This is a genomic window from Actinocatenispora thailandica (assembly GCF_016865425.1).
GTDB lineage: Bacteria > Actinomycetota > Actinomycetes > Mycobacteriales > Micromonosporaceae > Actinocatenispora > Actinocatenispora thailandica.
In genome coordinates, this window is sequence record NZ_AP023355.1 from 5666590 (window position 1) to 5688477 (window position 21888).

Annotated in this window: 20 protein-coding genes and 1 pseudogene; 7 read left to right on the forward strand and 14 right to left on the reverse strand. The window is 74.4% G+C overall.

What is annotated here, in order from left to right; translation table 11 throughout:
• Positions 1–54: 54 nt before the first annotated feature.
• Positions 55–3423, reverse strand: coding sequence for a GH92 family glycosyl hydrolase (locus tag Athai_RS25265; protein ID WP_203963805.1), 3369 nt, complete (start codon positions 3421–3423; stop codon positions 55–57).
• 231 nt (positions 3424–3654) lie between these two features.
• On the opposite strand from Athai_RS25265, the gene glgA reads away from it, so the two are divergent.
• Positions 3655–4809 carry a glycogen synthase gene (gene glgA, locus Athai_RS25270; RefSeq protein WP_203963806.1) on the forward strand — a complete coding sequence of 385 codons (1155 nt, stop codon included), beginning with the start codon at positions 3655–3657 and terminating at the stop codon, positions 4807–4809.
• Positions 4810–4833: 24 nt separating this feature from the next.
• Here glgA and Athai_RS25275 read toward each other — a convergent pair whose 3' ends face one another.
• A complete protein-coding gene (locus Athai_RS25275) occupies positions 4834–6114 on the reverse strand; it encodes a flavin-dependent oxidoreductase (RefSeq protein WP_203963807.1) in 1281 nt (426 codons plus the stop codon).
• Between the two features lie 135 nt (positions 6115–6249).
• On the opposite strand from Athai_RS25275, the gene Athai_RS25280 reads away from it, so the two are divergent.
• Positions 6250–7200 (forward strand): DNA-3-methyladenine glycosylase family protein, encoded by a 951-nt coding sequence (locus tag Athai_RS25280; protein WP_203963808.1) that lies wholly within the window; start codon positions 6250–6252, stop codon positions 7198–7200.
• A 114-nt stretch (positions 7201–7314) separates the two neighbouring features.
• On the opposite strand, the gene Athai_RS25285 is transcribed toward Athai_RS25280, so the two are convergent.
• Positions 7315–7791: a MarR family winged helix-turn-helix transcriptional regulator gene (locus tag Athai_RS25285; protein ID WP_203963809.1), complete on the reverse strand. Its 477-nt coding sequence runs from the start codon at positions 7789–7791 to the stop codon at positions 7315–7317.
• A gap of 110 nt (positions 7792–7901) precedes the next feature.
• On the opposite strand from Athai_RS25285, the gene Athai_RS25290 reads away from it, so the two are divergent.
• The gene (locus Athai_RS25290; RefSeq protein ID WP_203963810.1) at positions 7902–8282 is read left to right on the forward strand and encodes a nuclear transport factor 2 family protein; all 381 of its coding nucleotides are present in this window, start codon (positions 7902–7904) and stop codon (positions 8280–8282) included.
• A 99-nt stretch (positions 8283–8381) separates the two neighbouring features.
• Here Athai_RS25290 and Athai_RS25295 read toward each other — a convergent pair whose 3' ends face one another.
• The 5 genes and pseudogenes from Athai_RS25295 to Athai_RS25315 form a co-directional block, all read right to left on the reverse strand.
• The gene (locus tag Athai_RS25295; protein ID WP_203963811.1) at positions 8382–9041 is read right to left on the reverse strand and encodes a response regulator; all 660 of its coding nucleotides are present in this window, start codon (positions 9039–9041) and stop codon (positions 8382–8384) included.
• On the reverse strand, positions 9038–10306 hold the full coding sequence (locus Athai_RS25300) for a sensor histidine kinase (protein ID WP_203963812.1): 1269 nt from the start codon (positions 10304–10306) through the stop codon (positions 9038–9040). The genes Athai_RS25295 and Athai_RS25300 overlap by 4 nt, the downstream gene beginning before the upstream one ends.
• Positions 10307–10348: 42 nt before the next feature.
• Positions 10349–10960, reverse strand: a complete 612-nt coding sequence (locus Athai_RS25305) for a hypothetical protein (RefSeq protein ID WP_203963813.1) — start codon at positions 10958–10960, stop codon at positions 10349–10351.
• A 152-nt stretch (positions 10961–11112) separates the two neighbouring features.
• A pseudogene (locus tag Athai_RS25310) lies at positions 11113–12617 on the reverse strand (leucyl aminopeptidase).
• 123 nt (positions 12618–12740) lie between these two features.
• Positions 12741–12908: a DUF3117 domain-containing protein gene (locus tag Athai_RS25315; RefSeq protein ID WP_084132636.1), complete on the reverse strand. Its 168-nt coding sequence runs from the start codon at positions 12906–12908 to the stop codon at positions 12741–12743.
• Positions 12909–13106: 198 nt separating this feature from the next.
• Between Athai_RS25315 and Athai_RS25320 the strand changes: the two genes are divergently transcribed.
• Positions 13107–13922, forward strand: a complete 816-nt coding sequence (locus tag Athai_RS25320) for a PaaX family transcriptional regulator (protein ID WP_203963814.1) — start codon at positions 13107–13109, stop codon at positions 13920–13922.
• Between the two features lie 48 nt (positions 13923–13970).
• Complete coding sequence (locus Athai_RS25325; protein ID WP_203963815.1) at positions 13971–14762, forward strand: enoyl-CoA hydratase-related protein; 792 nt, start codon at positions 13971–13973, stop codon at positions 14760–14762.
• 135 nt (positions 14763–14897) lie between these two features.
• Here Athai_RS25325 and Athai_RS25330 read toward each other — a convergent pair whose 3' ends face one another.
• The 3 genes from Athai_RS25330 to Athai_RS35390 form a co-directional block, all read right to left on the reverse strand.
• Complete coding sequence (locus Athai_RS25330) at positions 14898–15518, reverse strand: hypothetical protein (RefSeq protein ID WP_203963816.1); 621 nt, start codon at positions 15516–15518, stop codon at positions 14898–14900.
• 191 nt (positions 15519–15709) lie between these two features.
• Positions 15710–16306 carry a DNA-3-methyladenine glycosylase I gene (locus Athai_RS25335; RefSeq protein WP_203963817.1) on the reverse strand — a complete coding sequence of 199 codons (597 nt, stop codon included), beginning with the start codon at positions 16304–16306 and terminating at the stop codon, positions 15710–15712.
• A gap of 4 nt (positions 16307–16310) precedes the next feature.
• Positions 16311–17174, reverse strand: coding sequence for a DivIVA domain-containing protein (locus Athai_RS35390; protein WP_203963818.1), 864 nt, complete (start codon positions 17172–17174; stop codon positions 16311–16313).
• A 206-nt stretch (positions 17175–17380) separates the two neighbouring features.
• Between Athai_RS35390 and folP the strand changes: the two genes are divergently transcribed.
• A complete protein-coding gene (gene folP, locus Athai_RS25345; RefSeq protein ID WP_203966160.1) occupies positions 17381–18193 on the forward strand; it encodes a dihydropteroate synthase in 813 nt (270 codons plus the stop codon).
• Positions 18194–18295: 102 nt separating this feature from the next.
• Positions 18296–18898, forward strand: coding sequence for a nucleotidyltransferase family protein (locus Athai_RS25350; RefSeq protein ID WP_203963819.1), 603 nt, complete (start codon positions 18296–18298; stop codon positions 18896–18898).
• A gap of 117 nt (positions 18899–19015) precedes the next feature.
• Here the strand turns inward: Athai_RS25350 and Athai_RS25355 are convergent, their stop codons facing one another.
• The 3 genes from Athai_RS25355 to dapE form a co-directional block, all read right to left on the reverse strand.
• Positions 19016–19564, reverse strand: coding sequence for an LOG family protein (locus tag Athai_RS25355; RefSeq protein WP_203963820.1), 549 nt, complete (start codon positions 19562–19564; stop codon positions 19016–19018).
• 1 nt (position 19565) lies between these two features.
• A complete protein-coding gene (locus Athai_RS25360) occupies positions 19566–20399 on the reverse strand; it encodes an LOG family protein (RefSeq protein ID WP_203963821.1) in 834 nt (277 codons plus the stop codon).
• Positions 20400–20791: 392 nt separating this feature from the next.
• Complete coding sequence (dapE, locus tag Athai_RS25365; protein WP_203963822.1) at positions 20792–21862, reverse strand: succinyl-diaminopimelate desuccinylase; 1071 nt, start codon at positions 21860–21862, stop codon at positions 20792–20794.
• Positions 21863–21888 lie beyond the last annotated feature (26 nt).

Sequence of the window (21888 nt, forward strand, 5' to 3'; positions counted from 1 at the left end):
CTGCACCGGTCGTGCCGTCGGCGCCCCGGACGACCGGGGCGCCGACGGCGCCGCTCAGCCCTGCGCGATCGTGAAGACCCGCACCTTGTCGCTGGTCGGCAGCGTCACCGAGACGACGTGGGTACCGGCCGGCGCGACGTACGGCCGCGTCGCGAACACGTACGCGCCCGGGTCGCTGGACGAGGCGTTCCGGACCGGCGTCCAGGCCACGACCGAGTTGCCGTAGACCGGTTCGAGTGTCCCGTCGTCCTTGCTCCCCCGGTTCGACGGCAGCACCCAGTCGCCGAACGACAGGTCGGCCCGCGCCGTCGTCCCGTCGCTCAATTCGACCGTCGCGGTGTTCTGGCCACCACCGTTGATGCCGGCGCCGACGAACGAGATCCGGGACGCCGGCGTGCCCAGCGTGATGCGCTGCCCCGCGGGCGCCACCGTCTCCGGCTCGCCGACCGGGGCGCTCGGCCAGGTCAGGGTCGTACCGTTGGCGAGCGTGGTGGTGGCACCCGGCGCCAGGCCGGCGGACGCGAGCTGGTCGCGCGCATAGCTGTTGCCCCCGCCGTCGAAGTTGCCGTCGACGGCGTCCCGCGGCGAGGTACCGACCAGGCTCGCCGCCGCGAGCAGGCCGCCGCCGCGAGCGACCCTTACCGTCGACTCGGTCCGGATGCTCGCCGCGCCGGCGCGGGCGGTGACCCGCACCGGGTAGTACCCGTCGGGTACCGACGCCGCGGCGTGCACGGTGAGCCGCGCCGTTCCCGCGCCCGTTTTGTCGAGGTGGATGGCCGCCGAGGGGGTGACGGTCAGGCCGGCGACCGAGGTGCTCGCGGTCAGCCGGACCCGTGCGGAGGTGTGCTGGAAACGCTGCGCCGCGACGGTCAACGCCACGCTGCCGCCCGGCTCGACCGCCGGGTTGTCCGGCCCGGCGTGCACCGCGAACGGCGCCGAACCCCGGCCGTACGAGGGTGGCGCGTCCGCCGCCCGGGTGCCCCAGGTGTGGCTGGGCCGGCCGGCGAGGGTGAAGTCCACGGTCGCCGCGCGCGCCAGCGAGTCCAGGTGCAGGTACGTCGCGGTGCCGGGGTGCCGGTCCACCCGCAGCCCGGCGACGTACCGCCGGCCCTCGTCGGCACCGGCGGCCGTCACGTCCAGGGTCCGGCCGGCCGCGAGATGCAGCCGGGCGGCGTCGAACGCGGGAGCGTTGACGGTCAGCACGTCCGTCCCGGGCGTCGCCGGGAACAGCCCGAGCGCTGCCCACACGTACCAGCTGGACTGGGCGCCGAGATCGTCGTTGCCGGGCTCGGCGTAGTTCGGTTCGGCGCCGAACAGGGTCGTCCGGATCTCGTCGACGACCTCGGAGGTGCGCCACGGCTGGCCGAGGTGGTTGTAGTACCAAGGGACGCCGAAGTCGGGCTCGTTGCCGGCCCACATGTACGGCTGGTTGGGTCCGACGTTCATCCCGTGGCTCATGAACGCGTCGAGCCGCCGGCCGACGATCTCGTCGCCGCCGAGCGCGGTCACCAGGCCACCGACGTTCTGCGGGACGAGCCACAGGTACTGCTCGGCGTTGCCCTCGTCGTAGCCGACCGAGCCGAAGCCGGTGATGTGCCCGCGGTAGCCGAAGTCGTCCGGGATCGTGTAGCCGTCGCCGGCCGGGAACGCGCCGGAGCCGTCCCGCGGCGACACGTACCGGGTGGCCGGGTTGAACAGGTTCTGCCAGTAGTTCGACCGGTCCTGGAACTCGGCCGCCAGGTCGTGCCGGCCGAGCGAGCCGGCCAGCCGGCCGATCGCGAAGTCGTCCACCGAGTACTCCTCGGTGATCGAGGCGCCGGTGACCGCGTGGTCGGTCTGGAACTGCTTCACCTGCGGCGCGTAGTGCCGCTGGTTGTACACGGTCGCCCCGAACCGCTCGACCGCCTGGTCGTTGGTACCACCGGTGTTGCGGCCGGCGTTCCTGCCGACCGCACCGCGCACCATGTAGTCCAGCGCGGTGGGCACGTCGAAGCCGCGGGCGCCGAACGTGTACGTCTGCGCGATCAGCGCGGCGGGGCTGTCCCCGCTCATCTGGTTGGTGCCCGCGTTCGCGAACGCCCACCGCGGGTAGGAGCCACTCTGCTCGGCGTCGTTGACCAGCGACTGCGCCATGTCCGCGGCCCGGTCCGGGAACAGCAGCGACTGCAGCGGCGTCAGCGTCCGGTAGGTGTCCCAGTCGGAGTAGTAGGCGTACTGGTGGCGCGCCCGGCCGCCGCTGCCGGGATGCTCGGACACGTTGTGCACCTTCGGCGTCGCCTCGAACCCGAGGTACTGCCCGTTCACGTCGTCGAACGTGTTCGGGTGCAGCAACGACCGGTACAGCGAGTGGTAGAAGGTGCTGGTGCGCTCGGCCGTCGCGGTCCGGCTGACCTGCACCGTCGACAGGGCGGCGCGCCAGGCGTCGTGCGCGTCGCCGCGCACCCCGTCGAACGCCGCCGGCCACGAGCCGTACGGGTGCGTGCCGTGCGCCGCCGCGCTCGGCGTCGGCACCTCGGTGTTCATGTTCAGGATCGCGTTGTCGGTGCTCACGTACGACATCGCGATCTTGAGGTGGACGGTCCTGGTGCCGGGCGCGAACGACAGGTAGCCGCCGGCCCGGGCGTTGCTGACCGCCGCGTCGTGGCTGCCGTCGCCGACGTGCACGGTGCCGCTCGACTCGTCCCACGCGCCGTAGCCGGCGATGCCGGCATCGACGGTGGCCGCGAAGTACGCGGTGTAGGAGTTGTTCTTGCCGCAGAAGTTCCCGGACTTCGTCCAGCCGGTGACGATCCCGGTGTTCGGGTTCACGTCGATCGCGCCGGCCCGGGTGCCGCCGCTGTTGGACACCCCGGAGCGGAACGTGACCGACGGCGTCGTACCGGCGGGGAACGTGAACGTGGCGACACCGGTGCGGGTGGTCGCGGTCAGTCGCGAGGTGATGTTCGCGCCGGCCGCGTCGGTGGAGGTCAGCTGGTAGTAGCCGGGCGTGCCGACCTCACCGTCGTGTGAGTACGACTCGGTCTTCGTCCACGGCTTCGCGCTCGCCGCCATGCTCGTCGTGGTCGGCAGTACCGGGAAGTCGCCCAGCGCGCCGCAGCCCTGCGACGCGTGGTCCAGGCCGAAGCCGCGCAACGTGGAGTTGGCGTAGTAGTACCCCTGGCCGGTGTTCGGGTTGTCCGGGGAGAACTGCACCATGCCGAACGGGACGGTCGGGCCGGGGAAGTTGTTGATCGAGCCGACCGTCTCGCCGCCGGTCCCGGTGCCGGTGAGGGTGTTCACGGTGGCGGCGGGGTCGGTCACGTACCCGGGTCGGGGTGCCGCGTGGGCGGGGGCGGCCAGCGCGAAGACGGCGATGGCAGCGACGGCGGGCGCCAGGACGGCGACGGCGCGGGGCCGATGTCGCCGCGGCAGGGTTCGTCTCATCGGGGGCTCCTTCGTTCGGTGCGAGGGGTCGGCGGGGTGGCCGGGGCCGGCGGGTCGTGCGACCCGCCCCGGGAGCTGCATGACAGCGTTGTCATTCGGCCCTGCCGCTGTCAACCACCCGGCCCCGGCGGCCCGGGGCCGGCTCGGCCCGGCGCCGCGCCACCACGACCGCGGTCGAGCACTCCGGCCGCGAACGGGCGCGGCAGCCGCTACGCCGCATAGGGTGGCGGCATGCGGGTGGCGATGCTGACGAACGAGTACCCACCGGAGATCTACGGCGGGGCCGGCGTGCACGTCGACTTCCTGGTGCGCGAGCTGCGCCGGATCGTCGACGTGGACGTGCACTGCTTCGGCGCGGACCGCCCGGACGCCGCCGGGTACCGGCCGGACGAGGCGCTCGCCGGCGTGAACGCCGCGCTGCGCACCCTGTCCACCGACCTGCGGATGACCGCCGGGATCGACCCGTCGGTCGACCTGGTGCACTCGCACACCTGGTACGCGAACCTCGCCGGGCACCTGGCGAAGCTGCTGTACGGCAGGCCGCACGTGGTCACCGCGCACTCGCTGGAACCGTTGCGGCCGTGGAAGGCCGAACAGCTCGGCGGCGGGTACGCGCTGTCCTCGTTCGCCGAGCGCACCGCCTACCTCGCCGCCGACGCGGTGGTCGCGGTGTCCGCCGGGATGCGCGACGACGTGCTCGCGAGCTACCCGGAGATCGACCCGGACCGGGTGCAGGTCATCCACAACGGCATCGACACCGAGCTGTACCAGCCGCGCCCGGACGAGGCGCTGCTGCGCGCGCACGGCATCGACCCGGACCGCCCGTACGTGCTCTACGTCGGCCGCATCACCCGGCAGAAGGGGCTGCCGCACCTGCTCGGCGCCGCCGTCGACCTGGACCCGTCCGCCCAGCTGGTACTCGCCGCCGCCGCACCGGACACCGACGAGCTCGCCGCCGAGGTCGCCACCGCCGTCGAGGAACTCGACGCGCACCGCGGCGGTACGGTCTGGCTCGACACGATGCTGTCCCGCGCCGAGGTGATCACCCTGCTCAGCCATGCCACGGCGTTCTGCTGCCCCTCGGTGTACGAGCCGCTCGGCATCGTCAACCTGGAGGCGATGGCGTGCGAGACCGCGGTCGTCGCGTCCGACGTCGGCGGTATCCCGGAGGTCGTCGACGACGGCGAGACCGGGCTGCTGGTGCACTACGACGCGGCGGACCCGGACGGCTTCGAGGCCCGGCTCGGCACCGCCCTCAACACGCTGCTCACCGACCCGGACCGGGCCGCGGCGCTGGGCCGCGCCGGGCGGGCCCGCGCGGTCGCCGAGTTCGGCTGGGACGCCATCGCCGCCCGCACCACCGAGCTCTACCGCACCCTGCTCTGACGGCGCCGAGCCGACCGGCCGCGGTCAGGCCGTCGGGCGCACCGTCCAGGACCGGCGGGCGTTCAGCGCCGGCACGTCCATGCTGGTGGTCTGCTGGTAGGCCGCGCCGATCGCGGCCAGCTCGGCCGCCGACAGCACGTCCTCGACCCGGGCGAAGCCGTCCGGGGCCCGCTCGGCGACCAGCCGCAGCACCCGCTCCGGCCCCATCGCCCGGTTCGCCCGCTGCACCCCGACGGCCTCGTCCCGCCGGGCCGCCTCGTACCCCGCCAGCGCGTCGGCGACGCTCGGCGCCGTCGCCAGGTGGTACGCCACGATCCGGCCGTCCAGGATCGCCTGCGAACCACCGTTCGAGCCGATCGGGTACATCGGGTGCGCGGCGTCACCGAGCAACGTCACCCGGCCGCGGCCCCACCACGGCAACGGATCCCGGTCGACCATCGGGTACACCAGGATCCGCTCGGCGCCGCGGATCAACGCCGGCACGTCGAGGAAGTCGTACCGCCAGTCGGCGAAGTGCGGCAGCACGTCGGCCAGCGAGCCGGCCGCGGTCCAGTCCGCCGCGTGGCCCCGCGCGGGGTCCGGCAGCCGGACCTCGCCGACCCAGTTGACGGTGACCAGGCCGTCGACGACCGGCGAGACCGGGTAGGCGACGAACTTCGACCGGGTGTTGCAGCCGGCCACCAGCATCGACCGGCCGGTCAGGAACGGCTCGACCCGGGCGGTGCCGCGAAACATCAGGATCCCGTTGCCCAGCGGTTCGCCCTCGCCCGGATGCAACCGCGCCCGGACGGTCGAGTGCAGCCCGTCCGCGCCGAGCAGCGCCGCGGCCGGCAGCTCCCGGCGCGCACCGGTCGCGCGGTCCTGCACGGTGACGCTCAGCCCGTCGGGCCGATCCGTGACGTCGACCACGCCGGTGCCCGGCCGGACCGCGTCCGGGCCGAGACGCGCGGTGACCGCGGCCAGCAGCAGCATCTGCAGCTGCCCGCGATGCACCGCGTACTGCGGCCAGCGGTAGCCCGCCGCGGTGCCGCGCGGCTCGCTCCAGATCCGGTTCCCGTGCCGGTCGACGTGCACGCACTCCTCGATCGGCATGCCGATCCCGGCCAGCTCGCCGGCCAGCCCCAGCTCGGTCAGCTCGCGGACCGCGTGCGGCTGCAGGTTGATGCCGACGCCGAGCGGGGTGAACCGCCGGACCGGGTCGACCACCGTCGCCGGCCGGCCGGCCACGGCCAGGCTCAGCGCGGCGGTCAGCCCCGCGATGCCGGCACCGGCGACGAGCACGTCCGGTTCGCTGCTGGTGGACATGCGCACTCCCGGCTCCGATGGGCTGTCCCGCTCCCTTATACCTGATCCGCACCTCGTTTCCGGATCCCGCCAGGGGTGCCGCCGGCCCGGGCGCGCGAGCCGGAAAGTGTCGTACCGGTGTTCGATGCTGGGAGCATGTCGAGCAGCCTGCAGCACACCACCAAGCTTCCGGCCGTGTCACCGTTCGATCTGCGGCAGAGCCTGCGCGCGCTGTCCGGCTTCGCCCCCTGCGCCGGTGAGCAGGTGGTGGCCGACGGCGCGGTGCGCAAGGCGTTCGCGTTGCCGACGCCGGCCGCCGAGGCGATCGTGGTGGAGGTGGGTCCGCGCGGCGACGGCCGGGCCGGCGTCTCGCTCGCCGTGTTCGGCGGCCGGGCGCTCGCCGACGACGAGCTGCGCTGGGCCGAGCGGCGGGTGACCGACTGGCTCGGCCTGGCCGACGACATGACCGGGTTCCTCGCGGTGGCCGCCGACGACCCGGCGATCCGGCCGGTGCTGGCCGAGGTGGCCGGGCTGCACCAGGTCCGGTTCGCGTCGCTGGCCGAGGGCGCGTGCTACTTCGTGCTGACCCAACGCACCGCGCAGCGGGTCGCCGGGCTGCGCAAGCGCCGGCTGGCGGCGGCGCACGGGCCGTCGCTGACGGTGGGCGGGCAGCGCTTCGTGGCGTTCCCGGCGTTTCCCACCCTGACCGGTCTCGGCCCCGACCAGCTCGGCCGGTTCACCGGCAACGCCCGGCAGACCGACTACCTGCTGGCCGCGATCCACGCGCTCGCCGGTGCGGACGAGCAGTGGCTCGCGACCGCGCCGTACGACGAGGTCCTGGCCGAGCTGCGACGCATCCGCGGCGTCGGGGATTTCACCGCGTCCGCGATCATGCTCCGGGTGCTCGGCCGGCCGGACCGGCTGCCGATCGGGATGCCACAGTTCGCCGACGTGGCCGCCCGACTCTACGGGCCGGGCACCTCGATCGACGCGGTTGCCGAGCGGTACGGCCGCTATCTCGGCTGGTGGGCGTACTACGCGAAGACCGCGCTGGCCAGCATGGGTGTGCCGACCACGCACGCCACCCGCCCGCACCGGGCCGCCTGACCTCCGCCTGACCGGCGCGCGCGTCGACCTTGGAGCCACGGCGGCACCATCCGGCGATCGTGGCGGCCTGCCGGCGCGGCCCGCCGATCGTGGAACTGCGCCGGCGCGGGGCGGTCAGTGGGCCGCGGCCGGGTTCGGAAAGGCGTCGGCCGGGTCGGTGGCGTCGGTGGCGACGTTGCCGGCGAGGGTGCCGAGCACCCGGGTGAGCGTCTCGAGGTCCGCGTCGTCGAGGCCGGCCCGCAGCTGCTGGTCGAACTCGGTGGCGGCCCGGCGCAGCCGGTGGAACAGCTGCTCCCCCTCGTCGGTCATGGTCACCTGGTGCACCCGGCGGTTGGCCGGGTCGCGGCGACGGACCAGCAGGCCGGCCGACTCCATCGCGTTCAGGTGGTGGGTCAGCGTGGCGCCCTGGATGCCGATGGCCGCGGCGAGTTCGCGCTGGTTGGCGTGTGTGCGGGTCTTCAGCGAGATCAGGATGAGCCAGCTGGGCAGGCTGCCGCCGGCGGCGGCGAGTGCGTCGTCGAAGGCGCGGCTCACGGTCTTGGCCGAACGGGCCAGGGCCAGGCCGATCGGCATCCGGGCAGGCGGTCCCATGGCGAGAGCGTAACCCAGTTCGGACAGAAATGCTTGACGGCTAATCATTAGAGATCTAATGTTTAGTCATCGAAGCCAATGGTCCATCAAAGCAACCGAGAGGCGGGACCATGTCCATCACCGAGATCACCGAACTCGGCCGGCGCTGGGTCGCGGCCGAGCTGCAGGGCGACACCGACACCCTCGACGAGCTGGCGGTCGACGACTTCACCCTGGTCGGGCCGCTGGGTTTCCTGCTCGACAAGAAGCAGTGGCTCGACCGGTACCGGTCCGGCCAGTTCGTCACCGACGAACTGGACTGGCACGACGTCACGGTCCGCCGCTACGGCGACACCGCCGTCGCGATCGGCATCCAGCAGCAGCGCGCCGCGTACCGCGGGCGGCCCAGCGACGGGCAGTTCCGGGTCACCCAGATCCTGGTCCGCCAGGACGACCGGTGGCGCCTCGCGGGCCTGCACCTCAGCCCGATCGCACCGCCCCCGGGCGCCTGACCGGTCGGTACCCGAGCACCCGGGGCATCGCGCGGCGCCTCGGTCCTGGAGTGCCGAGGCGCCGGTACCACCCGGGCGCGGCGCGCGGGCGAGGCGGCCTCAGCGGTCCGGGGCGACGACGGCGTGCCGGTAGGCGTACCGGACCGCCTGGGCCCGGTCCCGCAGCCGCGCCTTGGTGAACAGGTTGTTGATGTGGGTCTTGACCGTCGCCTCGCTGACGTACAGCTCGGTGGCGATCTCCCGGTTGGTCAGCCCAACGGCGATCAGCGCGAGCACCTCGCCCTCGCGGGGTGTCAGCCCGTCCGGCAACTCCCGCGGCACCGGCGGCTGCGGAGTCGCGGTCGCCGCCACCAGCCGGCGCTGCACGTCGGCATCCAGCACCCCCTGGCCGGCGGCCGCGGCGTGCACCGCGCGGGCGATCTCGTCCCGGCCGGCCTCCTTGGTCAGGTAGCCGATCGCGCCGGCGCGCAGCCCGGCCAGCACGCTCTGGTCGTCGGCGAACGTGGTGAGCACCACCACCCGGGTGGCCGGGTGGCCGGCCGCGATCCGGCGAGTCGCTGCCACCCCGTCCATCCCCGGCATGTGCAGGTCCATCAGCACCACGTCGGGGGCGTGCTCGGCGACCGCGGCGACCGCCTCGGCGCCACCCGGCGCGGTGGCCACCACCGTCACGTCGGGCAGCAGGTCGAGCATGGTGGCGAGCCCTTCCCGTACCGCGGTCTGATCATCGGCGACCACGATGCGCACCGGTTCGGTCATACCGGAATCCTCGCCGCCACCTGCCAACCGCCGTCGAGCGGCCCCGCGTCGAGGCTGCCACCGAGCGGTTCCAGCCGTTCCCGCATGCCCGTCAGGCCGTACCCGCCGCCGGCGGCGGCCAGCGAGGTCGGCGCGCCGTCCGGCGCCGGCCCGTTCCGGACCGTCAGCGCGACCTGGTCGTCGGTGTACGCCAGAACCATCCGCACCGCCGCACCGGCGGCGTGCTTCGTCGCGTTCGTCAGCGCCTCCTGGGCGATCCGGTACAGCGCGAAGCTCGCCTCCTCGGGCACCTCGCGTACCGCCCCGTCCACCCGCAGCCGCGGGTCCCACCCGGTGCCTTCCCCGTCGGCCGGTGCGGGCGCGGTGGCCACCGGAGCCCCGGCGGCCGGTGCCGGCCCGGATCCCGCCGGTACCGAATCGGCCGGTACCGGCGCGGGCGGCGTCGAGGCGGCCGGCACCGGGCCGGGCGGCCGGGGTGCGGTGGTGGCGAGCAGCGCGGACAGCGACTCGGGCAGCGGTGCGCTGGCGCCCTCCCGCAACGCCAGCACCGCCTGCTTGGTCTCGGCCAGCCCCTCCCGGGCGAGCCGGCGCGAGGTCCGGACCACCTCCCGCGCCTCCCCCTCCCGCCCGGCGCCGAGCAGCGCGTCCGCCGCCTCCAGCTGTACCGCCAGCGCGGCCAGCGAGTGCGCCAGCACGTCGTGGATCTCGCGGGCGATGCGGCTGCGCTCGGCGAGCGTCGCCGACCGCGCCTCCGCCACCTGCGCCCGCTGCTCCTGCACGACCAGTTCGGCCGACTGGCGGACCCGGTCCTGATGCGCGTGGTCGAGCAGCCCGCCCAGGTACGAGCCGGCCAGCCCGCCGAGCAGCCACCAGTCCGGCCACTGCTGCCACACCAGCCAGGTGCCGCCGACGTAGGCGACCACGATGCCGACCAGGACCGCCGCCGATGCGTCGATGCGCCAGCGGATCGCGACCACCGAGACCGGCAGGAACAGGAACAACCCACCGATCGTCTCCGGTGTGAGGATGCCGAGTGTCACCGTCAGCGCCGCGGTCGTCAGCAGGATCACCGGAACGTAGCGGTGCTCGCTGCGGCGCATCGGCCACAGCAGCAGCATGCCCACCACCGACAGGCCCAGCAGGACCAGCGCCGGCACCCCTCGCGCCGGCGACCAGTGCCGCACCTCGACGAAGAACACCGCGGCGGCCATGAAGACCAGCACCGCGAGCCGGATCCCCCGGCGTACCAGGAGATCCCAGGTCACCGGGCCGTCCTCGGGCCGGCCCCACCAGATGGGCTGCACGTCTCACCTCCGCCGGCGAGCGCCACCCGCCGGCCGGTCGCCGCCTCGTACCCCGTCGAGTATCGCCAGCAGCGGCGACCCGGTACGCCCGGACGGCTGCAGCGGTACGCCGGTGGCGAGCGCCCGCGGCGTGAGCACCAGCGACTCGCCGAGGAAGCCCAGCCCCGAGGTGATCAGCAGGGTGCCGATCAGCGCGGCGCTGAAGTGCGGCTTGCCGCCGGACGCGAGCGACGAGATGCTGGCCGCGGCGGTCGTGACGCCGAGCACGGCGAGCAGCGCCCGGACCCCGAACCGGGCGACGAACGCCGCCAGCCACACCCCGAAGGTGCGCAGCCGGTACCGCTGCCACAGCACGCCGCGCCGCTCGAACAGCTCGACGGTCGCGCCACGGGCCGCTCCCAGCCCCAACGACAGGGCGCCGGTCAGCGCCAGCGACAGCCACTCCCCCGCCGGCAGCCCGCCGTGCGTGGCGATCTGGTACCCGCCGATCGCCAGTTCGAACAGCGGCGCCAGCAGCAGCCGGCGCACCTTCAACGGCTCGCCGTAGACCCGGCGCGCGATCATCAACGCGACGACCACCAGGACCACGCCGACGGCCAGCACGGCTTTCCCCATCGCCTACCCCTTTCCCCGGGCACCGAAGGTAGGGATCGGGCGGTCCGGCCGGATCGGCGCGTGGGTGGAGAGCCGGGTGGAGATCGGCGGGCGGGGCGGCGCCGGTTACCGGGTGGCGAGTAGCGCAGCTACCGGGTCGCGAGGTAGCGCAGCTACTGGGTCGCGAGGTAGCGCAGCAGGGTACGCACTCCCCAGCCGGTGGCGCCCTTCGGCAGTTCACCGGAGGCGCTGGACGACCAGGCCGGCGCGGACATGTCCAGGTGCGCCCAGCGCGGGTGGTCGGCGGTGAACTCGCGCAGGAACAGTGCGGCCATCACCGACCCGGCCTCGCCCGGTACCGGGGCGTTGGTGAGGTCCGCGACCGCCGAGGCGTGCACCTTCTCGACGTAGTCGGCGGGCAGCGGCATCCGCCACATCGGCTCGCCGGCGGCGTCGCCGGCCGCGAGCAGCGCGGCGGCCAGCTCGTCGTCGGTCGCGTACAGCGCGGCGGTCTTCTTGCCCAGCGCGACCCGCTGCGCGCCGGTCAGCGTGGCCAGGTCGACGAGCACGTCGGGGGCGAGCCGGCGCACCGCGTACGCGAGGGCGTCGGCGAGCACGATCCGCCCCTCCGCGTCGGTGTTCTGGATCTCGCTGGTGATCCCGCCGTAGTGCCGCACCACGTCGCCCGGCCGGTACGCGGCACCGCTGACGGTGTTTTCCGCCAACGGCAGCAGCGCCGTGACGCGGACCGGCAGCCGCAGCGCGGCGGCCCCGACCACGGCCGCGGCGACCGCGCCGGCACCGCCCATGTCCTTGCGCATCAGCTCCATCGCACCGGTCGGCTTGATGTCGATGCCGCCGGTGTCGTACGTGATGCCCTTGCCGACGAGCACGACGTGCCGCTGCGCGCCGCGCGGCCGCCAGCGCAGCTCGACCAGCCGCGGGGGCGGGGCGAGCCGGCACCGACCGCGAGCACCCCGCCGAACCCCTCGGCGGCGAGCCGGTCGGCGTCCCGGATCCGCACCTGCACCTGGTGTTTCTCGGCGGCGCGGGCGATCCGCCCGGCGAGCCAGTCCGGCGACTTGTGGTTGCTGGGGGTGTTGACCCAGTCCCGGGCCAGCGTGGTGGCCTCGGCGACCGCCTGCGCGCGGGCCAGCGCCGGGCCGTACCGGTCGGCGTCGGCGGCGATGGTGACCCGGCTCAGCGCCGGTGCGCCGCTGTCGTCCGCGGCCAGGCTGAACCGGTACCCGGCCAGCAGGATGCCCTCGGCCAGCCCGGCGAACTGCGTGTCGGTCAGCCCGTCCGGTACCGCGACGGTGACCGCCGGTCGGGTCGTGGCGGCCCGGACGACGGCGGCGCCGGCGGCCCGCCAGTCGGCTTCCGCACCGTCGCCGACGCCGACCGCGATCAGCTGCTGCGGTCGCTCGCCGGGCCGGGGCAGCACGTCGACGGCCCCGGCGGCGCCGGTGTGCTCGACGTCGGCCAGGTACGTGGCGAGCACGGTGCCGGTGCCGGCCGGCAGCGGCACGCCGGACACCACCGCGGCCGGGGCGTCGCTGCCGGCACCGTCGGTACCGGAGGCACCGTCGGGGCCGGTCGGGGCGACCGGGACGGCCAGTACGGCAGGCCGGGCGGCCGTGCCGAGTCGCAGGGTCAGGGAGGCCACACGCAGCTCCATCCGTCCCGGGGCCGGGACAAGCCAGGTCGAGGGAACCAGGTCAGGACACCGGCCCGGTACCGAGAGGATCGGTACCGGGCCGGTGTGGGTCGGTGGGGTGCCGCACGGCGCCCCGCAAACGGATCAGCCCGCGACGTTCTTCAGCGCCTCGCCGAGCTCGCCGGCTTCCTCCGGGGTCATCTCGACGACCAGCCGGCCACCGCCTTCGAGCGGAACCCGCATGACGATGCCGCGGCCCTCCTTGGTGACCTCCAGCGGACCGTCGCCCGTCCGCGGCTTCATGGCCGCCATGTTGTCTCCCCTCGACTCGATACCGCGGGCCTTCCCGCGGCCGATACCTTCCGCGCGTCGCGGCCGAGCCGGCCCGCCGGCCTGCGACGCACTTCCACGACGATGATTTTCCCTGATAAGCGGGCCGGGACCCAAACCGACCCCGGGATATGTGACAGTTGTTGGCATCTTCGGTATCGAACTGTCACACTCGCGAGCGTGCAGGCCCGCTCCGCGCTGTTCGATCTCTATGGAGATCACCTTCGGCCGCGCGGCGGTGAGGCACCGGTCGCGGCCCTCGTCCGGCTGCTCGCGCCGCTGTCCATCGCCGCGCCCGCCGTGCGCACCGCCATCTCCCGGATGGTCCGGCAGGGCTGGCTGGCCCCGGTCCGGCTGCCGGCCGGACCCGGCTACGCGCTCACCGCCCGCGGCATGCGCCGGCTCGACGAGGCCGCCGCCCGCATCTACCGGACCACCCGCCGCGACTGGGACGGCCGGTTCGACCTGCTGGTGCTGACCGGACCGGTCGGCCGGGCGGAACGGACCCGGCTCGCCGAAACCCTCGGCTACCTCGGCTTCGGCGCGCTGTCGCCGAGCACCTGGGCGGCGCCCCGGCGCGGCACCGTACGGGCCCGGGACGCCGAGGTCGCCGCGCTGCTGGACGAGGTCGGCGTCCCGGCCGAGCGGTTCGTCGCCCGGCACGGTGGCGACACCAGCGGCGCCGCCGAGCTGGTCCGCCGCGCCTGGGATCTGCCGGCGCTCGCCACCGCGTACCGGGAGTTCGTGGCCCAGTACACCCCGGTGGTCGCCGGGCTGCCGGCCACCGCGACCGACGAGCAGGCGTACGCGGCACGGTTCCGGCTGGTGCACGCCTGGCGGACGTTCCTGTTCTCCGACCCGCAACTGCCCGCCGAACTGCTGCCCGCCGACTGGCCCGGCACCACCGCGGCCGTCTTCTTCGACCGGTACGCGGGGCGGCTGCGCGCCGCCGCCGACCGGTACGTGGACTCCTGCCTGCCCACCACCCACCGCTGAGACGACATCATCGGGCGTGCCACACCGCGCCGAGACCGAAGGGTTGCCATGACCGAAGTGCTGCTGGTCGACCGCGCCGACACCGGCGTCGTCACGTTCACCTTCAACCGCCCCGAGTCGCTGAACTCGCTGTCCACCGAGCTGAAGGAGGCGCTGCGGGATGCCCTGCGGGACGCCGCCGCCGACGACGGCTGCCGGGCGCTGCTGCTCGCCGGCGCCGGCCGCGGCTTCTGCGTCGGCCAGGACCTGCGCGAACACATCGAGACGCTGGACACGAGCGCGGACCCGATGCGGACCGTGCACGAGCACTACACGCCGATCGCGGAGCTGCTCGGCGGGATGCCCAAGCCGGTGGTGGCCGCGGTACGGGGGCCGGCCGCCGGCGCCGGCGCGGCGCTGGCGTTCCTCGCCGACTTCCGCATCGGCGGCCCCGGCACCTCGTTCTCGATGAGCTTCGCCGGGGTGGGCCTCGCCGGCGACACCGGCATCTCGTGGAGCCTGCCCCGGCTGGTCGGCTACGCCAAGGCCACCGAACTGACCCTGCTCGGTACCAAGGTGGACGCCGGCACCGCCGACCGGCTCGGCCTGCTCACCGACCTGGTCGCCGACGACGACCAGGTACTGCCCACCGCCACCGCGCTCGCCGCCCGGCTCGCCGCCGGCCCGACCGTCGCGTACGGGCAGCTCAAGCGGGAGCTGGCCACCGGCGCGTCGGGCACCCTGCACGACGCGCTCGCGGTCGAGGCGGACGCGCAAGCCGTCTGCGCCGGGACCGCCGACCACCGGGCCGCCACCGAGGCGTTCGTCGCCAAGCAACGCCCCACCTTCCACGGCCGCTGACCGCATCGCCGGCCCCGGCACGCTGATCATGGCGTGCCGACCCGCCGGCTTCCCCAGCGCCGTTGATCATGGTGGCATCCGCCCGGGAATCGGTTGCACGGCAAGACAACACCATGATCAACCGGTGCGGGCGGGCTACTCGTCCTCCTCGGGGTCCATCTCGTGCTCGGCGCCGAGCACGTACGGGCGCATCGCCGTCTCGTCGCCGCGCGGCGAGACGAACGCCGGCAACTCCGCCGGGCCGAGCTGCCGCACGTAGGTCCAGAAGATCCGGACCGCCTCGGCCGGCGAGTCCGCCTCGATCGGCAGGTCCAGGCTGACCAGCCACTCCCGCTTCGGCGCGACCGGACTCGGCCGGGGGCCGAGCGCCTCCACGATCCGGCCGTACGCGGGCTCTCCCAGTACCGCCGGGTCGCCCGCCTCGAACTCCATCGCGTCCGGCAGGGCCAGATCGGCGAGCGGTACCGGCCGGTCGACCGCCCGCGACAGGTACTCGACGACCATCGCCGCCGGCAGCCCCGCGTCGTCGTCGTCCGGGTCGTCCGGCACCCGGTCGATCGGGTACGGCGGGGTCACGACCCGGGCCAGCCCGAACACGACCGGCTCGCCGGCCGTGCCGCCGCTGGTGACCAGCGCGACCGGGTCACCGGCCGCCATCGGCAGCACCGCCGGCAGCGGTACTTCCAGCTGATCGTGCTGGTAGAGCCGTTCCGAGCGGAACTGCTCCGGACCGACCGCGACCATCCACTGCGTCATGACACCTCCGCACCCCGTCGAGGTCACCCGCAGCCACAGCGCTGCTGAGGCAACCCTTAGCTTTCAGCATGCCGGGGTTGGCGGGCACCCACTCCACCGGGTCCACCGTGCCATCGGCGGAACGCCGGATCGGCCGGTCACGGCGCCCGGATCGGCCCGGCGGCGGCACGCCGGTCGACGCCGGCGCGCGGTCAGGCGGCGGGGTGGCGCGGGGCGATGCAGCCGGCCAGGTGGTCGTCGACCAACCCGGCTGCCTGCATCAACGCGTACCCGGTGGTCGGGCCGACGAACCGGAACCCGCGCCGCTTCAACTCCTTCGCCAGCGCCACCGACTCGGGACTGGTCGCCGGCACGTCCGCGAGCCGCTTCGGCCGTGGCCGCGGCTCCGGCGCGTACGACCAGATCAGCGCGGCGAGGCCGCCCGGCAGCTCCGCCGCGACCCGGGCGTTCTGCAACGCGGCGTCGATCTTGGCCCGGTTGCGGACGATGCCGGCGTCGGCCAGCAGCCGTTCCCGGTCGGCGGCACCGAACGCGGCGACGGTGCCGATCCGGAACCCGGCGAACGCCTGTCGGAACGCCGGCCGCTTGCGCAGGATGGTGATCCAGGCCAGGCCGGACTGGAACGCCTCCAGGGTGAGTCGCTCGAACAGTCCGTCGTCGGTGCGGACCGGGCGGCCCCACTCGCTGTCGTGGTACTCGACGTACTCGGGCGCGCTGCCGGCCCACGGGCAGCGGCCCTGGCCGTCCGCGCCGACGAGCAGGTCCGGTGAACTCGGGGTGCGGCTCATCCGGTCAGCTCACCGCCGGCTGGTCCGCGACCCGCCGGGCCGCGCCACCCGGCCGCCCGTTCGAGGGGCCGGCACGGTCCGCGTCCGGCGCCGTACCGTCGCCCGGTTCGCCCTCGTGCCCGGCGGCCGCGCCGGCCGGCTCGTCCCCGCCCGCCGTCGTCGCGCCGCCGTCCGCGGCTGGCTCGTCCTCGTCGGACGCGCTCGCGCCGGCATCCCCGACGGGCGGCTCGCCGGCCGCGGCACCGGCGTCCGCGGCGGCCGGCTCGGGGGTATCGGCGTCGCCCGCGGTGGGCGACGCACCGGCACCGTCCACCGAGTCCCGGTCAGCCCCGCCGGCTGCCGGCACGTCGTCTCGCGCCAGCACCGCGTCGTGCTCCGCCGACACCCCGACCCCGTCCACGCCCGGCGCGTCGCGGTCGACCGGCACGTCGTCAGCTGCCGGCCCGGCGCCGGTGTCCGCCGGAGCGGCCGTCGACGGTACGCCCTCGGCCGGGTGCCGGTTCGCCGGCGCGGCGGCGGCGAGGCGGCGGTCCCGGAGCAGGTCGGCGTCCGCGGTGCGACCGTCTCGCAGCGCCGCGACCTCGGCCTCCAGCGCGGCGATCAGCTCCTGCTTGTAGCCCAGGTCGTACGAGACGCGGCGGAGGGCGGCATCGACCTGCGCCATCCGGTACCCGCGGACGACCGCGTCGAACCGGACGGAACCCAGGTCTCGCTCCGCGAGCGGCCGGTCACCGGGCAGCCGGCGGGCCCGCTCGTCCGGCTCGGCCGGCTGCAGGCCGCGCGCCGCGCCGGTGATCGCCACGATCACACCGAACACGATGGCCGCCGCCACCAGGGCCACCACGAGCAGCAGGAGAATCTCGCGCATACCGGCAATCGTGACACGACGAACAGACCGCCAGGACCCCGGTACGGTTGGCCGGGCTCGCCGAGCCGTCGCCACCGGGGACGACCAGGCGTTTGACCGGGGTCGACACCCGATGGTGCGGTCACCATCCGATCAGGAGGTAGCGCGTGGACAGCGGTCCGGTGCGGCTTGGCCGCCGCACGTTCGAGCCGACCGAGCTGGCCGTGATGGCCATCATCAACCGGACCCCGGACTCGTTCTTCGACCAGGGCGCCACGTTCGGTACCGACGCGGCGCTCGCCGCCGTGGACCGGGCGGTCCAGGAAGGGGCCGACATCGTCGACATCGGCGGCGTCAAGGCCGGGCCGGGCCAGGTGGTCGACGCCGACGAGGAGATCCGGCGCATCGTCCCGTTCGTGGCCACCATCCGGGCGCGCCATCCCGACCTGGTGATCTCGGTGGACACCTGGCGGGCGGAGGTGGCCCGGCAGGCGGTCGACGCCGGCGCCGACCTGCTCAACGACGCCTGGGCCGGCGCCGACCCGCAGCTGGCCGAGGTCGCCGCGCGGACCGGCGTCGGCCTGGTCTGCTCGCACACCGGTGGGCTGCCGCCGCGTACCCGGCCGCACCGCCCGGCCTACGACGACGTGCTGGCCGACGTGCTGGACACGGTGACGCGGCTGGCCGACCGGGCCGTCTCGCTGGGAGTACGGCGGGACGGGATCCTGATCGACCCGGCGCACGACTTCGGCAAGAACACCCGGCACTCGCTGGAGGTCACCCGCCGGCTGGACGAGCTCGCCGAGACCGGCTGGCCGGTGCTGGTCGCCCTGTCCAACAAGGACTTCGTCGGCGAGTCGCTGGACGTACCGGTGGCCGGCCGGCTGTCCGGCACGCTCGCCGCCAGCGTGGTCAGCGCGTGGCTCGGCGCCCGCTTCTTCCGCGCCCACCAGGTCCGCGCCACCCGGCAGGCGCTGGACATGGTCGCCACCATCCGCGGCGACCGGCAGCCCGCCGCCGCCCGCCGCGGCCTCGCCTGACTGTGAGGCTTTTCTTCGCAGCCTGATGGTGCTGGGCTGTGGGTCGGCAGCTGCGGGCGTGACCGCGGTTCGATGTCACAGCCGGCTGGTAGGCAGGGCGGCATGATCGGTCGCCTGCCGCTGGACGAGCAGCTGCCCGCGCTGCGCGCGGCCCTGCAGACCAACGAACTGCTCACCGAGGTGCTGGCCCGCACCGCCGGGCTGGGCCTGCCCGGGTGGTACCTGACCGCCGGGTGCGTGTTCCAGACCGTGTGGAACGTGGTGACCGGCCGGCCGCCGGGCGGCGGCATCAAGGACTACGACGTGTTCTACTTCGACGACACCGACCTGTCCTGGGCGGCCGAGGACGAGGTCATCGCCGCCGGCCGGACGGTGTTCGCGGACCTGCCGGTCGAGGTCGAGATCCGCAACGAGGCCCGGGTCCACCTCTGGTACGAGGAGAAGTTCGGGGTGCCCTGCCCGGCCTACGGTTCCAGCGAGGCGGCGATCGACAGCTTCGCCGCCACCACCTGCTGCGTCGGCCTGCGCGCCGAGCCGGACGGCCGCTGGCGGGTCTACGCGCCGTACGGGCTGTCCGACGTGTTCAACCTGGTGCTGCGGCCGAACCCGGTGCAGGCACCGCGCTCGGTCTACGAGACAAAGGCCGCGCGCTGGCGGGCCCGCTGGCCGGAGCTGACCGTGCTGCCCTGGCCGGAGCCGGATTGACCCCGGACACGGCGCCACCCGGCCCACACCGCAGCGGTCCCGACCGGGCAGCGCACCGCCGCGGCAGCGCCCATCCGGGAGCGGTGCCATCCGGGAGCGGTGCCGTCCGGCCCGCCGTCAGGCGGCGAGCGCGGCCTCGAGGACGTCGACCGCCGCCGGCACGTCGTGCACGACCCGCAGCAGGTCGCGGGCCTCCGCGGACAGGAACCGGTCCCGCACCAGGGTGTCCACGTAGGACATCAGGCCGTCGTAGAAGCCGTCGGTGGACACCAGCACGATCGGCTTGCGGTGCAGGCCGAGGTGCCCGGTGGTCCACACCTCGAACAGCTCGTCCATGGTGCCGACCCCGCCCGGCAGGGTGAGGAAGGCGTCCGCGGCGGCGATCATCCGGTTCTTGCGCTCCGCCATGTCGGTGGTGACGACCAGTTCGTCGGACCCGACGTCGGCGATCTCCCGCCCGTACAACACCTCGGGGATCACGCCGTACGTCCGGCCGCCGGCGGCCCGACAGCCGGCCACCAGCGCGCCCATCATGCCCACGCTGCCGCCGCCGGACACCACCAGATGACCGCGCCGGGCCAGCTCGGCACCGGTGTCGGCCGCCAGGTCCAGGTAGCCCTTGCTGATCTGCGTGGACGAGCCGCAGAACACCCCGATCGCGGCCATCTCAGCCCTCCACCGGCGGCTCGGTGACGTCCGGTTCGACCTGCCGGGCGTCGCGCGCCTGCTCGCTCTCCAGCACCCAGCCCACCGCCTCGTCGACGTCGTCGGTGACCCGGACCAGGTCCAGGTCGGACGGGTTGATCGTGCCGGCCGGCACCATCGTGTCGCGCAGCCAGTCGAGCAGACCCTGCCAGTACGCCCGGCCGAGCAGGATGACCGGGAACCACGTGACGCGCTTGGTCTGCACCAGCGTCAGCGCCTCGAACAGCTCGTCCATGGTGCCGAAGCCGCCCGGCAGCACGCAGAACGCCCGCGCGTACTTGACGAACATCGTCTTGCGCACGAAGAAGTACCGGAAGTTGATGCCCAGGTCGACCCAGTCGTTGAGGCCGTGCTCGAACGGCAACTCGATGCCCAGGCCGACCGCGGTGCCGCCGGCGAGGCTGGCGCCCTTGTTCGCCGCCTCCATGGCACCGGGGCCGCCGCCGGTGATCACCGCGTACCCGGCGCGGGCGAGCGCGGCGGACAGCTCCTCGGCCATCCGGTACTCCTCGGTGCCGGGCTTGGTGCGGGCCGACCCGAACACGCTGACCGCCGGGCCGAGCTCGGCGAGCGCACCGAAACCCTCGACGAACTCGGACTGGATCCGCAGCACCCGCCACGGGTCGGTGTGCACCCAGTCGACCGGCTCCCGGGAGTCCAGCAGGCGCTGGTCGACCATGCTGCGCGGCAGCGACGCGCGCCGCAACACCACCGGCCCGCGCTGCCAGCTCGGCCCCTTCACCGACCGGTCCCGATCGGCCGGCCGGCCCTCGTCCACCCCGGATCCGTCACTCATGGGCACCACGTTAACCAGCATCCGGCCGCGCCAGCGGCACCACCCGCCCACCGTCCCATCCGCACGAACGGATCATCGGCGACCGAACCGACCCGCGCGGTGCGGCGGGCCGGCGCGACGGTCAACCGCCGGTGAACGGCGGGCTCCACCGAACCGGTGGCGCTCCGGCCCGGAGCCTGGCACTCCGACCCGGGATCTGGCCCTCCGGCCCGGGACCTGGCACTCCGACCCGGGGTCTGGCGCTCCGGCCCGGGATCTGGCCCTCCGGCCCGGGATCTGGCACTCCGACCCGGGATCTGGCGAGCCGGCCTGCGGCACCGTCCTCGGCTGGCCCGCCGGCGGCACCGTGCCGGCCGCATCCCGGCGGCGGCACCACCCGCGGCCATGTCGGGTCAGGCGAGCCAGCGGCGCAGCGCCTCGGCGCCGGACCGGATCAGCGGGATCTCCACCCGCTCGTCCCGGGCGTGCGCGACGTTCGGGTCGCCCGGCCCGTAGTTGAGCGCCGGAACGCCGATGCTGGCGAACCGGGCCACGTCGGTCCAGCCGAACTTGCCGCGCGGCCGGGTGCCGATCGCGGCCAGGAAATCGGCCGCGGCCGGCTCGGACAGGCCGGGCAGCGCGCCGGGCGCCGAGTCGGTGATCTCGACCTTCAGCGGCAGGCCGGCGAACACCTCGCGCACGTGCGCGTGCGCATCCGCCTCGGTACGATCCGGGGCGAACCGGAAGTTGACCTCGACGACACACTCGTCGGGGACGATGTTGCCCGCGATGCCGCCGGCGATGCGCACCGCGTTCAACCCCTCGCGGTACTCGCAGCCGTCGATCACCACGGTGCGCGGCTGGTACCCGCGGAGCCGGTCCAGCGCCTCACCGGCGGCGTGGATGGCGTTGCTGCCGAGCCAGCTGCGGGCGGAGTGCGCGCGCACCCCGGTCGCGGTCAGCCGGGCCCGCATGGTCCCCTGGCAACCGGCCTCGACCTCGCCGTAGGTGCCCTCCAGCAGGATCGCGAAGTCGGCGGCGAGCCAGTCCGGCCGGGTCCGGGAGATCCGGCTCAGGCCGTTGCGCTCGGCCTCGACCTCCTCGCAGTCGTAGAACAGGTACGTGACGTCGTGCCGCGGCGCCGGCAGCGTCACCGCCAGGTGCAGCGCGAGCGCGTCGCCGGACTTCATGTCGCTGGTACCGCAGCCGTGCATCACGTCGCCGTCGACCCGGGACGGCAGGTTGTCCGCGATCGGCACCGTGTCCAGGTGGCCGGCGAGCACGACCCGCCGTTCGCGCCCCAGCTCGGTACGCGCGCAGAGCACGTTGCCGTCGCGCTGCACGCTCAGGTGGGGCGCGGACCGCAGCGCCCGCTCGACGGTGTCGGTGATGCGCTGCTCGTCGCCGGACACCGACTCGATGTCCACCAGCGCCCGGGTCAACGCCACCGGATCGGCCAACGTCTCGGTACTGAAACTGTCCACCGCCGAACCCTACTTCAGCGGCCGTC

Bases quoted from the DNA above. Each gene is read 5' to 3' on its own strand.
- Athai_RS25265 (WP_203963805.1), bottom strand. From the start codon at position 3,423: ATGAGACGAACCCTGCCGCGGCGACATCGGCCCCGCGCCGTCGCCGTC.
- Athai_RS25305 (WP_203963813.1), bottom strand. From the start codon at position 10,960: ATGGGGAAAGCCGTGCTGGCCGTCGGCGTGGTCCTGGTGGTCGTCGCG.
- Athai_RS25350 (WP_203963819.1), top strand. From the start codon at position 18,296: ATGATCGGTCGCCTGCCGCTGGACGAGCAGCTGCCCGCGCTGCGCGCG.
- Athai_RS25295 (WP_203963811.1), bottom strand. From the start codon at position 9,041: ATGACCGAACCGGTGCGCATCGTGGTCGCCGATGATCAGACCGCGGTA.
- glgA (WP_203963806.1), top strand. From the start codon at position 3,655: ATGCGGGTGGCGATGCTGACGAACGAGTACCCACCGGAGATCTACGGC.
- Athai_RS25285 (WP_203963809.1), bottom strand. From the start codon at position 7,791: ATGGGACCGCCTGCCCGGATGCCGATCGGCCTGGCCCTGGCCCGTTCG.
- Athai_RS25330 (WP_203963816.1), bottom strand. From the start codon at position 15,518: ATGACGCAGTGGATGGTCGCGGTCGGTCCGGAGCAGTTCCGCTCGGAA.
- Athai_RS25355 (WP_203963820.1), bottom strand. From the start codon at position 19,564: ATGGCCGCGATCGGGGTGTTCTGCGGCTCGTCCACGCAGATCAGCAAG.
- Athai_RS25335 (WP_203963817.1), bottom strand. From the start codon at position 16,306: ATGAGCCGCACCCCGAGTTCACCGGACCTGCTCGTCGGCGCGGACGGC.
- Athai_RS25275 (WP_203963807.1), bottom strand. From the start codon at position 6,114: ATGTCCACCAGCAGCGAACCGGACGTGCTCGTCGCCGGTGCCGGCATC.
- Athai_RS25315 (WP_084132636.1), bottom strand. From the start codon at position 12,908: ATGGCGGCCATGAAGCCGCGGACGGGCGACGGTCCGCTGGAGGTCACC.
- Athai_RS35390 (WP_203963818.1), bottom strand. From the start codon at position 17,174: ATGCGCGAGATTCTCCTGCTGCTCGTGGTGGCCCTGGTGGCGGCGGCC.
- Athai_RS25290 (WP_203963810.1), top strand. From the start codon at position 7,902: ATGTCCATCACCGAGATCACCGAACTCGGCCGGCGCTGGGTCGCGGCC.
- Athai_RS25325 (WP_203963815.1), top strand. From the start codon at position 13,971: ATGACCGAAGTGCTGCTGGTCGACCGCGCCGACACCGGCGTCGTCACG.
- folP (WP_203966160.1), top strand. From the start codon at position 17,381: ATGGCCATCATCAACCGGACCCCGGACTCGTTCTTCGACCAGGGCGCC.
- Athai_RS25360 (WP_203963821.1), bottom strand. From the start codon at position 20,399: ATGAGTGACGGATCCGGGGTGGACGAGGGCCGGCCGGCCGATCGGGAC.
- Athai_RS25280 (WP_203963808.1), top strand. From the start codon at position 6,250: ATGTCGAGCAGCCTGCAGCACACCACCAAGCTTCCGGCCGTGTCACCG.